A 14,208-nucleotide genomic window follows, 5' to 3' on the forward strand; every position below is an offset into this window, starting at 1 on the left:
CAGTCTCCAAGCTGGATTTATCCCCTTTTCCTGCACCCTCTTGACAAAAGTGCAATCCCTCTAACCTCTCACCGATGGGTAGGGTGAGTCCATTACCTACATTTAAATTCGGATCAATTGAGTTGATGCCAGCAGCACGACGCGCTGCTTTTTCTAACACCTGAGACGTTCTTTTTCTCCGAGCCATGATCTGAACCTTGTAATCCAATACGGTTAATATTCTTTACTTTAAAAAACTTCCGTATTGATCAGCTTGAGAGAACTCCAGCAATTATCCAATGGTTTTTGTTACATAGCGATGGTTGTCATGAATGCGCGATCTACTGAAATGAGAAAGCAATCAAGCTTTTGAGAAAACAATATGTATTTTTGCTTGCTAAATTTACTGAAATGAGAAAGCAATCAAGCATTTTGACAAAGCAATATGCCTTTTTGCTTGCTGAATCTACCGAAATGAATACGCGATATACCGAAATAAGAAAGCAATTAAGCATTTTGAGAAAGCAATATGTCTTTTTGCTTGCTGAATCTACTGAAATGAGAAAGCAATCAAGCATTTTGAGAAAGCAATATGGCTTTTTGCTTGCTCAATCTACTGAAATAAGAAAGCAATATAGCGGTTCTCGTTTACGTGAGGTACACCCGTAGGGGCACGGCACTGCCGTGCCCCTACACCTGGCAATATAATGTTGTACCGCATCTGAGTGGGAACTATATGCTTGATTGCTTATTGAAATCAACTTGAGCAGGTATTAAAACCTTCACAAGCTTAAGTAAGATATTATTCACTGTTAGACGCTCAAGGAGGGTGCTAGAGCTAAAGTTTTTGTCAGATCAGCAAGGAGAATGCGATCGCAGAGGTTAAACAATTCTACCTCGGTCTGGGTTTGTCGCATCAGCCGCAGGAAATGACCTTCAGCGTCAACACTCAGGGCAATGTAGTTGAGGAACATTTTGAGGTAGCCTACACGCGATCGCTCTGGCATAGTTGCCGCAGTGGGGGTTTGCCATAAACGATCAATATAGTTGCGTACCTCTACTAAAGGAACGGGCGTGATCGGCTCGAAGCGCAAAGCCTGCCGAATTTGGTTAAAAAGCCAAGGATTCCCGATCGCCCAGCGTCCCACCATCACACCCGCCGCACCCGTTTGAGAAAGCACTTCTTGGGCAGTTGTCGCAGAGTTAATATTGCCATTGGCAAGCACTGGACAATTGACTCGTCTGACCGCTTCACCGATCAAATCATATTTCACTGCCCCGTGGTACATATCTTTCACTGTGCGACCATGCAAACTCAGCAAATCAATGCTGTGGCGATTAACTATATCTAGAATTTCGTAAAAGTTATCTGTATTTTCAAAGCCTACGCGCATCTTGACCGTCAAAGGTCGATCGTTGATTGCCTGCCGCAGTTCTCCTAAAATCCGATCCACTTTTTCTGGTGAGAGCAACAATCCACCCCCAACATTTTTGCGATAGATTCTAGGTGCTGGACAGCCCATATTCAAGTCAACTCCAGCGATATTATAGTTGCAAAGTTCCTTTGCTGTTCTTACCAAGTCTGGAATGCTTTCGCCAATCATTTGAGCAAAAACAGGGCGACCCGTGTCGTTTTCGGTGATTGCTGCCAGAATGCTACGATTGAGCCGTGAGGTATCATTGACGCGGAAATACTCGGTGAAAAAGTAGTCAGGACTGCCGTAGTGGGCAATAACCTTCATAAACCAAAGGTTTGTCACATCCTGCATGGGCGCTAGAGCGGTGAGGGGTAAGTATGGATAGAGCGAATGGGGGAGCGATACCTGGGACGACATAGAAATGAAGAGCGTTCGACAAAGCATCACTCTATCAAATTCAGAAAAATAGTGCTTACATTCGGTAAAAGCAGATACTCAAGATGTATCCAGCAAAAACCTTCGCCTTCACCAGCCTAGCTATGCCCAAAGACTTCTCGTGTTATAGCAAGAAAGAGAGGTCGTTCTTTCAAACAGCAGTGCTCTTGCTAATCTTGGTCGATTGTTATCGCAATGGACTACGCTCCACCTACCTTAAGAGCGATCGCCTCTTAGTCTCGCTCAAGAAGCAGCCCAAAAGTTATAGAGGTGTCCCAGAAGGCTGCTGCACCCTATCGTTAACAGTTTTTGGTTCTACAAAAGCTTCTCGACCTGTAATCAATCTAGAGCGACGATTACGAGTGATATAATTCCACGCCCACTGAAATACTACTAGTAATTTAGTGTCAAACTCGATTAAGAAGTAGATGTGAACTAGTAGCCAAAATGCCCAAGCAATGAAACCTGTGAGTTTGATTAAGCTTAAATCTACAACAGCTAAATTTTGCCCAATCATCGCCAAACTACCCACATCGTTGTAATGAAATTGTGGCAAAGTCTTACCTTGAAGCCGTCGTCGAATTAGTTTACCTACATACTCTCCTTGTTGTTTAGCTACAGGTGCAACACCAGGTAAAGGTTTAGCATCTTGATGGGAGAAGTTGGCTAAATCTCCAATTACGAAAATGTTGTCATAACCCTCGATAGACAAGTCAGGTTCTACAATTACACGCCCAGAGTAATCGCGCTCTACACCTGTAGTTTCTGCTAAGACTTTCCCCATTGGCGAACCTTGAACACCTGCTGCCCACAATATAGTTTTTGAGGCAATTTCTGTAAATTCATTGTCTTGCTTGAAAGTAACAATATCACCTTCAATATTTGTCACCCTGGTGTGAGTGTGGAGTTCTACACCCAACTTTTGCAAAGATACTGCTGCTGATGCGGATAATTCTGGCACCATGTGTGGGAGGATGCGAGGGCCCCCTTGTAATAGTAAAATTTTCGTTTCTGAGGTGTCGATGCTGCGGAAATCTTCTTTGAGAGTTTTGTATGCCAATTCTGCGATCGCACCTGCTAATTCTACACCAGTCGGGCCACCCCCCACAATCACAAAACTCAGCCAAGCACGGCGTTTTTCGGGATCTGTTTCTTTTTCTGCTGCTTCAAATGCGCCAAATATCCGGCGACGCATTTCTATCGCATCTTCCACAGTTTTCAAGCCAGGAGCAACTTTTTCCCAATTATCTTTACCGAAGTAGGAATGGTTCGCACCTGTGGCAACAATTAATGTATCATAAGGTACTACTTCATCACCCAAAATAACTTGTTGCGCTTTTGGATCAATTTCATTTACTTCTCCCAACAACACCTTTGTATTCTTGCTTTTCTTAAATACAGATCGCAATGGTGCGGAAATATCAGAAGGTGATAGCGTACCTGTGGCAACTTGATATAAAAGCGGCTGAAATAGGTGAAAGTTACGTTTATCAATGAGAGTAACATTTACATTCGCTGCATTCAGACCCTTTGCTGCATACAGTCCACCAAAACCACCACCAATGATAACAACCTGATGTGGTGCATTTTTATCAAGTGAGACTTCCATAAGAAATATTGCCTTGTGTTAAGAACTTGTAACTATTCTTAACAAAGATGTAACAGCATTATGATAGAGGTTGCTGTTTATTTAGAACAATTGAAAAAATCATAAAAGTAGTCAAAGTTAGTTCTTACCCTACAAAGAAAATCCCTGTTGTTTTACTCGATTGGAACAGCTTGGTATAAGGTGACTCTCGAACCGCACGCCTCTCCAGCACCAAATTAAAACAAAAACTACTTGCGCCGTTCTGTAATGACACCTTTTTTGCTTCTGTTTGAAATTATCACAAACAGAAGACTCAACATTGTACCAAGGCATTCTATTATCTATTTTCTTTTCCTAAGCACTACCAACCGTTTTATTTTCAAGGCAGGTCTAGACAGTCAAAAGCAATTTCTTTAGAGACACTCGGCTGCATTCGTTAAGCAGTATAGGATTTGACTTTAATTGGTTGTGTCTATGCTTAAACTTCAAGCAAAGGGAGGGTGACGGTAAAGGTTGTACCAACTCCAACTTGACTATTGACTATAATCTCGCCTCCGTGTGCATCGACACATTTTTTGACGATCGCTAGTCCCAAGCCAGTACCAGGGATGTTTCCCACATTGTCTGCACGTCGGAAAGGCTGAAACAATCGCTTTTGGTCTTCTTTAGGAATACCAATTCCCCAATCTTGAATTCGGAAAATTACCGCTTTTTCCTGACCAATTAGTTCAAAGCGCACTATGCCACCTGGCAGTGAATATTTAATAGCATTGCTCAGTAAATTGCCCAAAATGTGCCGCAGCAAGCTTTCATCCCATAATGCTTCGTCTAATTGCCCAAAACTGTCGAACACTAAAGTCAGATGCTTATCACTTGCCATTAATCGAACTTCTTCGACCATTTGGCGGCAAAAAGCTTCTAAATCTAAGCAGATGAGTTCATACCCCAGCCTACCAGAATCAGCTTTCCCAATGAATGTAACTTCATCCAAGAGCTTTGCCATATTTTTGATTGCCGAGCGAATCATTTGTAAATGATTCAGTTTTTTCTCTTTGGTCAATCTTTCATCCTGGTTTTGTAGCAAACCAGCAGCCAAGAGAATAGTATTTAGGGGATTGCGGATGTCATGGGAGAGCATCGAGACAAATTCAGATTTAAACTGGTTGAGTTCATTGGCTTTCACCAGTTCCGCAGTTCGTTCTTCAACCCGAATTTGTAACGTCTCATTGACCGTGCGTAATGATTCTAAAACCTGCTTGCGCTCGATCGCATAACGTAGCGATCGCACCAACACATCTACATTTACCTGGCGCTTGACTAGATAATCTTGTGCCCCCTGCCGGACTGCCTCAATTGCCAGTTCTTCATCATTTGTATTAGTTAGGACAACAATTGGGATGCTTGGCGCTTGACTAATGAGCGGAGGTAGAGATGACAATCCTTGGCTGTCAGGTAGAGTTAAATCTAACAAAATAACATCATAATTACACTGACTTAGTTCCTGAAATGCTTCCCCCAATCGTTTCACATGAACCAGAGTAAACTCTTGGGACTGGGCTTGCGCCAGAAACTCTTGTAACAACCTTGCATAAGCTAGGTTATCCTCAATTAACAAGATTTTTACTGAGTAGCTCACAACCATAATCTTCGGGTTTCACCCCCTATTGCTCCTCTATCTTGTAATTAATCATTTGTCATTTGTCCCCTTGTCTCCCCCTGCCTCCTCTGCTCTCCCTGCTTCCCCTGTTCCCTCTGCTTTACTCCGATGGTAGCGTCACAGTAGAGAGCCAAAAATCTTCAATACTCTTGACGATTTGAAATAATTGATTGAGGTTGCGAGATTTAGTGATATAGCAATTTACGTGTAAATTGTAGCTGTGAAAAATGTCATCCTCATTTTTTGAGGTTGTTAGCACAACAACTGGAATACGCTTTAGTACTGGGTCGGCTTTTATTTCCGCCAGTACTTCTCGACCATCTTTTTTAGGCAAATTCAAATCCAGCAGGATGAGGTCAGGGCGCGCTGCATCAGCATATTCACCTTCTTGGCGTAAATAAGCCATAGCATCTATGCCATCCCTGACCGTTACCACTTGGTAGGGCACTGAACTATTTTTCAATGCTTCTTGGATTAAGCGAATGTCAGCTTTATTGTCCTCGACCAAAAAGATGGTTTTGTGTTTTTCTCCCGTTTCTACGCTCAAGTTCGCGTCCTCCAACTGGAATCGTAAAGAAGAAGGTTGCGCCTTCACCCAGTTCTGACTCTACCCAGATTCGCCCTCGGTGACATTCGACAATCTTCTTACAGATGGCTAAACCCATACCTGTACCAGTATATTCATCTCGTGTATGTAAGCGCTGAAAGATGACGAAAATGCGATCACTAAATTTTGGGTCAATGCCAATACCATTATCCCTAACTGAGAACAGCCATGCATCTTCTATTCTTTCTGCTCCCACATGGATTTGTGGCGGCTGGTCACTATGGAACTTAATAGCGTTACCGATGAGGTTTTGGAATAGCTGCATCAGTTGGGTGCTGTCAGCCATGACTATTGGTAAGGGATCGTGAGTGATAATAGCGCCAGTTTCATTAATGCGTTGACGCAAATTGCCCAACGCCCGATTTAAGGCTTTCTCTACCTCGGTCATTTGAAATGCGATCGCTTGCATATCCACTTTCGAGTATGCCAGCACATCATCAATCAACGTCTGCATCAGGCTAACTCCCTGCACAGCGTAACTAATAAACTCCTGAGCATCTTCGTCAAGTTCTTCGCTATACCGCATCTCCAAGAGCTGCACGTAATTCACAACTTGATTGAGTGGTTCTTGCAAGTCATGGGAGGCGACGTAGGCAAACTTTTTCAATTCGGCGTTAGAACGTTCTAAATCCTGCGCTAACTGGGCTAGTTCATCGGCTTGACGCAGCACAATATTAACAATTGCTTTCCGCAGTTCTAATGCTGCTTTAACTTCGACATCTTTCCAAGGTAAAGATGTCAAGCGAACCGTTTCTTTCCACAGTTCAAATGATTTGCGTGGACATAGGCGAACATTTCCTTCTGACTGGCTAACTTCAAACGCCTTATTAGGATCGCCACCCCAATTTACAGTTTGAATTACTTCCGGTCGGAACCACAAAACATAATTTCGCTTGGCGATGGGAATAGCTAACAAACCACTGGCGACATTTTTAAAACTTTCGGCATCTGGATAAATGTGTGGTAGAGAATCTGTATAGAATACTTCTTCCTCAACATTATTCTTAAGCCATTGGACTAAAAAATTCAGGTCTTCTTCTCTAGGTGTTTCACCGACTACTGTGCAATTTCCTCCAAAACACACAGCTGCGCCTTGAGCGCTGGCCAAATCTAAAAGATACTGCGGGTTTTTAACTAAACCATCAATGAAGTTTTCTTCTTGAGACATGTATTCAATCAAGACTGATTGAAGGTGTGTCAGATTTATCCGGTGATAGTAGTCTTGAGTCTCTTCTCTAGCAGAGATTTCTGCAAATATTACTCGCCCCAAAAATTCGCAAGCTTTACGCAATTCGTAAGAAACATATTTAGGGGACTGATGATGACAAGCAATTAGTCCCCAGAGTTTTTGGTCTTTAATTAAAGAGATAGTCAGCGAAGCACCAACCCCCATATTATGCAAGTACTCCATATGGCAGGGAGCAGCACTTCTGAGAATAGAGTTGGTTAAATTAATCGGGCGATCGCTAATTGGATTATTGACAGGAAAAAGTTTTACTGGCTGAGAATAAGAATCCGGTATGATTCTGATCGAGTTGGCAGCAAATAATTTTCTCGCTGGTTTAGGAATATCTGACTCTGGGTAATGGAGTCCTAAGTATGGTTCTAGGCTTTCTAGTTTTTCTTCAGCGACAACGGAACCATGTCCATCATCATCGAATTTATATAGCATTACCCTGTCAAATTCCGTTATTTTCCGAACTTCTTGAACGATAACTTGACAGAAATCACGGAGATTTGCTGTTTTTTCTAGTTGGTTTATGGAGGCTCTAGCAAGGTGATAAAAGCTTAAAAATGGAATATTTTCCTGAGTAATAGCAGGTTCTAATTCCAGAATTAAAAATCCCTCTTGATTGCGGTGAAATATTGCATCAAATACTATGTAGTCATCACCTTTTTTTCGCACCCAAACTTTTGTGGGATTGATGAAATCAAGATTTTCCCCGGATAGCCCTGTTTTAATTCTCTCTATTTGAAAGGGATCAAGTAAATCTTCTAGTTTTTTGTGCAACATATTTTCGGGAGCAATTCCGAAAATATTTAATGTATTAGTACTAACTTGTAATATTTTTAGCTCAGGCTCCTCTAAGACTAACAGGACACCATGAGGCTGAATTTGGCTAGAAATATGAATCGGTGCCTCTTTCAAGCTAATTAAATTAATACCTGGGAATTGTAAGTTCATTTCCATGACGATCCTCCTGTGTTATCCGGGAGCATCAAAACTAGAGTATCTATAATAACGGAGAATGATGAATGTAAGGAATTTTATAATTTTAAATTCATCATTTTTACTTAGTATCTAATTTCCCATGCCCTGGTGTTGCGTTTTGCAGCCTTAGTATCATCTGCTTGCGCTTTGAAAAGTCTAACAGTCGCTAAAGTTACATAGCGATAAGAAATGTGAAATGCATGTGATTAAATAATTCTGTATATGTGTAGATATGTTAAAAAACAGAATTCAGAAGCCAGAATTCAGAATCGCTCAAATTTGGCTGAAGTTAGAGAACGCGAAACATTCCAAACTCAAAAGAAAACTAAAAATCAAACTATCCTCATCAGGTTTACTTGTATTTCATAGTTTGTGACATTAAACCACATACTAACTAAGCATCTGGGGGTGATCACTAAGACATTAGGGGTAATATTGGTCAGCCAGGGATACCAAACAGAGGCAAACAGGGTTAACCCATCGGATATCTAAAGGTAAACTGGGGCTTTGAATATCACTTTGAATATCATTTACCCCAGTTTGTCTGTTTTTGATTGTCCTAAAAGGCTGAAAGCCTTGAAGGCGGCACCCGGATTTGAACCGGGGGTGGAGGTTTTGCAGACCTCTGCCTTACCACTTGGCTATGCCGCCACACCATGAAATATAGAGCTTTGTTTTGTCTACTGCTCTATAACTTAAAGAGATAAAGAGTATTTAACAATGCTAATTTAACAATAATAGCACAAGTTTAACCTAGTAAGCGCCTAAGTTTGACTTGACTTTTGACTGTTTGACTTTACCAATCGAGCATGACAACAACATCTGCCTGACGTTAAAATAAATGTATTAAATATTACATAAAAAAGCACAAATGCTAAGGAAATTATTACCAGAAATAGCAAAGGTAGTCGAGTTAGAAAATCACCAAATTTTTTGACAGATGTAAATGATGAAGATCAGTATTCGATATGACCAGCCAACCGAGAGAATCCCCTTGGCTGGCAGGATGCTGGCAAAACTGGTACGAAAGGACGAAAGAATTTGGGTGCGATCGCACCCAATCAAAAACAGATCAATCTCGTCAGAGATCACTTCTTACACCTTCACTTCATCGGCAAAATTACCCCATCGGACAAAGTGAAATGGGCCAGCGATGGAACCCCAGAGATGTTCATCTGTGTCTAAATCCCTTCCCCGATCGAGGCTAAAAAATTCTTTAGCGTCAATCTCAAATTCGTTATCTAGATAAGTATTTTTGCCGTCACGAACCACAATGCAGCATTTACCAGGTTCAACCCTACCTTTAAAGCTAGTACCTGTCCAATCTACAACCATATTGCAACCTGGCATTTTTTCCAATTGGTCAACGGATAAAACTTTTAAACGTTCGGGATCACGAGATGCGCCGTAAAATTTTTGTTCTTCTTTGATCGTGTAGTGTTCAATAACAATGTAGTTTTCTGCCGGAATCAACTTCATTACCCGCATCCGGTAAGGTTGATTGAGCATAAAATCATAAGCTTGTTCGAGAAACAAACTTACCCCTGAGAACAACTCCAAGGGAAGGGGACGGATACATACACGAATGTGAGCATACAAAGGCGGATTTTCAAAAGCTTGTTCTTGATTGCTAAAGTCAGCTGCCATCCAGCGGGCTAAGGTGGCGATATCAGTAGAATGAGTCATTACAAGATAATCAAGTAGTTGCTTAAAAATTAACTAGGATTATTTTGACACTCCACAGACTGAAAAAACTGGCTGTGATAACTTCTGGTGCGTCCGCTACGCGTAGCAAGATACCGTTCGCCCCTGTTTCCCGTAGTAAAGGTTAGAGTAGACTTTGCCTACGCAATTTTTCATAGTTCCAGAGTTTTAGTTCCAGAGTGCTTAAAATCCCATTGCCTCGGCGACTGCGCCCAGTTTTGCTGCAATTCCCTGTTTAAATTGACTGTGATTGTGTTTAATAGCTGTATCTGGGTCTTTTAGACCATTGCCTGTGAGGACACAAACCACTGTCGCCCCTGTGGGAATTTGGTCTTTCACCTGCAACAACCCGGCTACAGAAGCGGCGCTAGCAGGTTCGCAGAAGATACCTTCTGATGCTGCCAAAAGTCGATACGCATCGAGAATTTCTGCATCGGTAACGGCGTGGAAATTCCCCTGACTTGCGGTTTGCGCTGCGATCGCTAACTCCCAGCTAGCAGGGTTGCCAATACGAATTGCTGTCGCTAGAGTTTCGGGATGTGCTACTGGCTGACCATGTACTAACGGGGCTGCACCTGCGGCTTGAAATCCCATCATTCGCGGTAAGCGATCGCACTTCCCGTTTTGATGATATTGACAAAATCCCATCCAATATGCTGTGATATTCCCTGCATTGCCCACGGGGATGCATACCCAGTCTGGCGCATCACCCAGCACATCAACTATTTCAAAGGCCGCTGTTTTCTGCCCTTCTAGGCGGTAGGGATTGACCGAATTTACCAAAGTTACCGGATAGCTTTCGGACATCTCGCGGACAATTTCTAGCGCTTGGTCAAAATTACCTTTAATTGCCAATACTTCCGCCCCGTACAATAATGCTTGGGCTAACTTGCCCAGTGCCACATAACCGTCGGGAATCAGTACAAAGGCATTCATGCCCCCACGCTTTGCATAAGCGGCGGCGGCGGCTGAGGTATTTCCCGTGCTGGCACAAATTACTGCTTTTGCTCCTGCTTCCTTGGCTTTGGAAATTGCCATAGTCATCCCCCGGTCTTTGAAGCTGCCGGTGGGATTGAGACCGTCATATTTTACAAAAACCCGCACTTGTCTACCAATGCGTTCTGCGATCGCTGGCACTGGTATGAGGGGTGTGTTACCCTCCAACAAAGTGACGATCGGTGTTTTTTCGCTGACAGGCAAGTATTCGCTATAGGCTTCTATCAGTCCGGGCCAGGGTTGGCGATGAGATTTAGCAGCAGACAGGCTCAAAGTCACGGGATTTAAAATTTCTTAATGTAAGGATTGGATATTTAGAAAGGGTGGCATAGGGAAGCGCAGGATGGGGAAGAGGAAGAAAGTGAATTTTTCCTTGCCAGTTCCCAGCCCCTTAATTCCAAAAGAATATTACTTAAGAATATTATTTTTTGTGGTGTAGGCGTTTCACTTGCCATTTTTATTCAGAATGTCAGTTTATCATAACCGCCACAGCGACCTTCGGTTTAACAAATTCGGCTGGGAATGCTGACGGAGAGAAAAAAGACAAGACTCGGTAACAATTAATACAAAAATAATTTACGGGCTATCAATTAAGTATTTCTAAATACCGTCGACTGTACAGAAGCTTTGCACAGTTGGGGCGATGTGTTCTCAGGAACACAGCCATTATGTTCACCGTCTCTTATGATTGAACCTAAAAACCATTAGAGTAATTGATTGAAAATATACAATAATTTAATAAAGCTTAAAAGAGCATTATTATAATATTTACTAATGGTGTGAGTTAAGTTGTGGATTTAATTAGCGATGCCTACTTGTTTATCTAGTGTTTCCGATCGCGAGTCCCAGGCTAACTGGGTCAGTAAGTTAACCAAGTCTTATTATCAAGACGATCAGCAAGCTAAATTGATACATTTACAAGCAGAGGTAGATTCTCTGTTGCAGCAGTTGGAAAATCTGAAGCACCAACGTCTAGCCGAAACCAACCAAAAAGAATAAGTCGGTCTTGAAGATAGCGATGTCTATGACGGGCTACGCCTACGCTTTTCCCCTCTCTAATCTAAATTTGAGTAAGGGCGTGCTATTCAAAGCGCTGATTTTTCTCTGACCAGCGCCTCAAACTGTAGTTATGAGCATTTTCTACTAATAAAGCTAAGGATTGCACGCCTGAAAGCTTGGCGATCGCAGAGAGTTTTTGTAAGTAATTTCCTGTAAAATCAGTGTAAATGACTTCATTCTTATCAGACAAAATTATAGTCCGGTCACGGCGTTGCTCTGTGTTTTCCCCCTGAATTTCAGGTGTAGGCTGACTCAAGGATGCTATTGCTCCTGCTGAGATAGTCAGTATGATTTCTGGTTGAGCGTTATTTGTTAAATCAATCACTTGAACGGGCCAATCACCCAATTTTTCCTGCATCTGCTCAAAGCTAGGAATACCACCAGACGGAACTTCACCAGATTGCTGTAAAGATTGCCACAGACTCGATAACATTACCTTCATCCCTTGGGGATTTTGTTGATACAGTTCTTGTAGAGTAATGGGAGATGGTTGTACCCATTCCAGCGCTGCATTTGTCAAGGCTAAAGGTTTGGGTTGCAGAACATCGTTTTGATTCTCTGGAATTTTTGGGCCAGCAGCTAATAGGCGTAAAACTTTACCCTGTAGTTGCACCGCTTTGATAGCGGCTATCGTAATTTTTTGTTCTCCATTTGGTAACCAGACCACAATCTGGATTTCAGGGTCAGAACTGATTCCCAAAGTTTCCCAGAAAAATTTGGCGGCGGAAGTTTTGGGTGGGTTCAAATTCTCAAAGGGGGAATTTAACCAGCGTTTCCCATCATGAAATGCACTCACCTCTACCTGATACCAAACTTGGTTATCTGGGAGTTTCAAGTCTGCTGAGGATGGTTGCAGCCATTCGGTGCTAGTAACTTGAGTGATTGGTTGGACTGTACCAACAATCTGACTAGGGTGAGTCGAGGATATTTGCGACTTTTTACCCTCACCATTGAGTTTTGCTAATAGACCTTGAATATAGGCAAGGTCATCTTTTGTAATTTTTAGTTGCGCCTTCAACCAAGAATTAGCATGTCCTTCTCCTCGCTGAACAGCTAAAATCAAAGCAAACCAAGCTTGTACTTCTCGTCTATTTGGGTTCACCCGCAACGCTGCTACTGTGCGATTCCACAATCGTTTTTCATCAGCTTTGAGTAGGGTAGCAATTTCTTGGGCATTATGTGGCGACGCTTCAAACACCTGTAAAGCTTTTTCCCAACGTCCATCAATCAAATCTGCCAGCACTTCTTGACTAGGACTTGCCCAATTTTTCTGGGCTTGGGTTTTAGTAAGTTGGGAGTGCAAGCGAATCAAATCCATTTGCGCTTGCGCCGCCTCTGGCAAAACTCCTTTGCGCTGTTTCTTGATGAATTTCAACCATTCAAAGGCTGGTGTCCACAGTCCACTACGGGCAATTGACAGGGCATTTTGATATGCAGAATCCTTGAGGGCTGCTGATTGGAGGGTAATCGCTTCCAATTGAATTGGTTTGAGGAATAACTTCAGACGCTTAACTTGATAAACCTGTAAGTGCGGTTCTAAACCGACTGTTTGATCAACAACTAACTCTTTTGTACCATCACCAGTTACTTGCTGCCATTTGGGCAATTGTCCATTAGGACTAGTCCAAGACAACATTTGTAATAAGTTTGTGCGTTCTGGATTGTAGTATACGACGTGACCATAGGCGAACGCACCAGTTCCTTGTTGACGTTGACCCCGCAAATTAAACCAAACCCCTGGTAATGGTGTCCCACCTTCAATGCGTTGCACCTCAGTTAAAGGTAGGGGAATATTGATATCCTGAGATTCTGATATCCCATCAAGCAAGGGAGAAGTCACAAAGGATTCTTCTGGCCCAGTTACAGATAATTGAGTCGCCAGATAGTAGTAATTTTCTGACTGAGATTTAAACTCTAACTCCTTTGAGCGCTCGTAAACCCTGAGTTCCACAAGTTTTTCACAATCAGATTGACAATTAGCACGCTGTTGAAAAACTGGCAGTAAAAATGAGTTTTCCGCATCCTGATGTAAAGGCAGAGTTTTCCCAAATATTTGGTTTTTTTTACTCAAATCGAGTTGAATTTGTTTGAGAGTTTGGGGGCGTTCATGATTACCAAGGGGGATTTGTGCCCATGCAGGTAAAATTTTATTTAGCCAGCTTACCTGATCTGGATTGAAGATGAAGAGAACGCTAATCCAAGCAAAAGCCATAATTAGACTAGCACTACTCAACAGAATTGCGATCGCTAGCGTTGACGACAACCAACTTCCCCGTTTTAGCTTTTTCTGGGGTTTTTTAGCGACACGTTTCATCACACCTGCATGAGGTTTATTTGGTTTAGAGGCTTTTGGCGTCAGCTTACGTGAGCGATTTGCCATATTAGTTTTCAATCAATCCATTAAATTAGGCATTGGGCATTGGGCATTGGAGATTGGGTATTAGTTATTCACCACGTCCCCACATCCCCGTGGCTCGCCCATTCCCCATTCCCCAGAGCTTAATACCCTGTTATACTCGCCCTTTCAGAAGTTGCCCAGAAGCATTAAGTCTA

General features: G+C 42.4%; 10 protein-coding genes, 1 tRNA gene and 1 pseudogene. 2 read left to right on the forward strand and 10 right to left on the reverse strand.

The features are described 5' to 3' along the window. Positions 1-187 (reverse strand): annotated as a pseudogene (locus ACEYW6_RS18090) (hypothetical protein); the annotation flags it as partial. A 161-nt stretch (positions 188-348) separates the two neighbouring features. Here ACEYW6_RS18090 and ACEYW6_RS18095 point away from each other — a divergent pair. Then, a complete protein-coding gene (locus ACEYW6_RS18095) occupies positions 349-648 on the forward strand; it encodes a hypothetical protein (RefSeq protein ID WP_412980816.1) in 300 nt (99 codons plus the stop codon). A 143-nt stretch (positions 649-791) separates the two neighbouring features. On the opposite strand, the gene ACEYW6_RS18100 is transcribed toward ACEYW6_RS18095, so the two are convergent. The 8 genes from ACEYW6_RS18100 to thrC all read right to left on the reverse strand — a co-directional run bounded on the left by ACEYW6_RS18100 (position 792) and on the right by thrC (position 10,875). Further along, positions 792-1,814, reverse strand: a complete 1,023-nt coding sequence (locus tag ACEYW6_RS18100; protein ID WP_412980817.1) for a tRNA-dihydrouridine synthase family protein — start codon at positions 1,812-1,814, stop codon at positions 792-794. 280 nt (positions 1,815-2,094) lie between these two features. After that, positions 2,095-3,441, reverse strand: coding sequence for an NAD(P)/FAD-dependent oxidoreductase (locus ACEYW6_RS18105; RefSeq protein ID WP_412980818.1), 1,347 nt, complete (start codon positions 3,439-3,441; stop codon positions 2,095-2,097). Between the two features lie 457 nt (positions 3,442-3,898). Continuing rightward, positions 3,899-5,062 carry an ATP-binding protein gene (locus ACEYW6_RS18110; RefSeq protein WP_412980819.1) on the reverse strand — a complete coding sequence of 388 codons (1,164 nt, stop codon included), beginning with the start codon at positions 5,060-5,062 and terminating at the stop codon, positions 3,899-3,901. A 115-nt stretch (positions 5,063-5,177) separates the two neighbouring features. Further along, complete coding sequence (locus tag ACEYW6_RS18115; protein WP_190895571.1) at positions 5,178-5,624, reverse strand: response regulator; 447 nt, start codon at positions 5,622-5,624, stop codon at positions 5,178-5,180. After that, a complete protein-coding gene (locus ACEYW6_RS18120; RefSeq protein WP_412980820.1) occupies positions 5,569-7,875 on the reverse strand; it encodes an ATP-binding protein in 2,307 nt (768 codons plus the stop codon). The genes ACEYW6_RS18115 and ACEYW6_RS18120 overlap by 56 nt, the downstream gene beginning before the upstream one ends. 601 nt (positions 7,876-8,476) lie before the next feature. Next, a tRNA-Cys gene (locus ACEYW6_RS18125) sits at positions 8,477-8,547 on the reverse strand. Between the two features lie 444 nt (positions 8,548-8,991). Next, positions 8,992-9,582 (reverse strand): chromophore lyase CpcT/CpeT, encoded by a 591-nt coding sequence (locus tag ACEYW6_RS18130; protein WP_190895574.1) that lies wholly within the window; start codon positions 9,580-9,582, stop codon positions 8,992-8,994. Positions 9,583-9,783: 201 nt separating this feature from the next. Further along, positions 9,784-10,875, reverse strand: a complete 1,092-nt coding sequence (gene thrC, locus ACEYW6_RS18135; RefSeq protein WP_412980821.1) for a threonine synthase — start codon at positions 10,873-10,875, stop codon at positions 9,784-9,786. Between the two features lie 528 nt (positions 10,876-11,403). Between thrC and ACEYW6_RS18140 the strand changes: the two genes are divergently transcribed. Further along, positions 11,404-11,595: a hypothetical protein gene (locus ACEYW6_RS18140; RefSeq protein WP_190895576.1), complete on the forward strand. Its 192-nt coding sequence runs from the start codon at positions 11,404-11,406 to the stop codon at positions 11,593-11,595. A gap of 82 nt (positions 11,596-11,677) precedes the next feature. Here ACEYW6_RS18140 and ACEYW6_RS18145 read toward each other — a convergent pair whose 3' ends face one another. Next, positions 11,678-14,035 (reverse strand): hypothetical protein, encoded by a 2,358-nt coding sequence (locus tag ACEYW6_RS18145; RefSeq protein ID WP_412980822.1) that lies wholly within the window; start codon positions 14,033-14,035, stop codon positions 11,678-11,680. Positions 14,036-14,208 lie beyond the last annotated feature (173 nt).

This window comes from Nostoc sp. UIC 10607 (assembly GCF_047228265.1).
In the GTDB taxonomy this organism is placed as follows: Bacteria; Cyanobacteriota; Cyanobacteriia; order Cyanobacteriales; family Nostocaceae; genus Nostoc; species Nostoc foliaceum_A.

What these genes read in the sequence shown, in the direction of transcription:
- ACEYW6_RS18140 (WP_190895576.1), top strand. Translation starts at nt 11,404, where the DNA reads ATGCCTACTTGTTTATCTAGTGTTTCCGATCGCGAGTCCCAGGCTAAC.
- ACEYW6_RS18105 (WP_412980818.1), bottom strand. Translation starts at nt 3,441, where the DNA reads ATGGAAGTCTCACTTGATAAAAATGCACCACATCAGGTTGTTATCATT.
- ACEYW6_RS18130 (WP_190895574.1), bottom strand. Translation starts at nt 9,582, where the DNA reads ATGACTCATTCTACTGATATCGCCACCTTAGCCCGCTGGATGGCAGCT.
- ACEYW6_RS18145 (WP_412980822.1), bottom strand. Translation starts at nt 14,035, where the DNA reads ATGGCAAATCGCTCACGTAAGCTGACGCCAAAAGCCTCTAAACCAAAT.
- ACEYW6_RS18110 (WP_412980819.1), bottom strand. Translation starts at nt 5,062, where the DNA reads ATGGTTGTGAGCTACTCAGTAAAAATCTTGTTAATTGAGGATAACCTA.
- ACEYW6_RS18100 (WP_412980817.1), bottom strand. Translation starts at nt 1,814, where the DNA reads ATGTCGTCCCAGGTATCGCTCCCCCATTCGCTCTATCCATACTTACCC.
- ACEYW6_RS18120 (WP_412980820.1), bottom strand. Translation starts at nt 7,875, where the DNA reads ATGGAAATGAACTTACAATTCCCAGGTATTAATTTAATTAGCTTGAAA.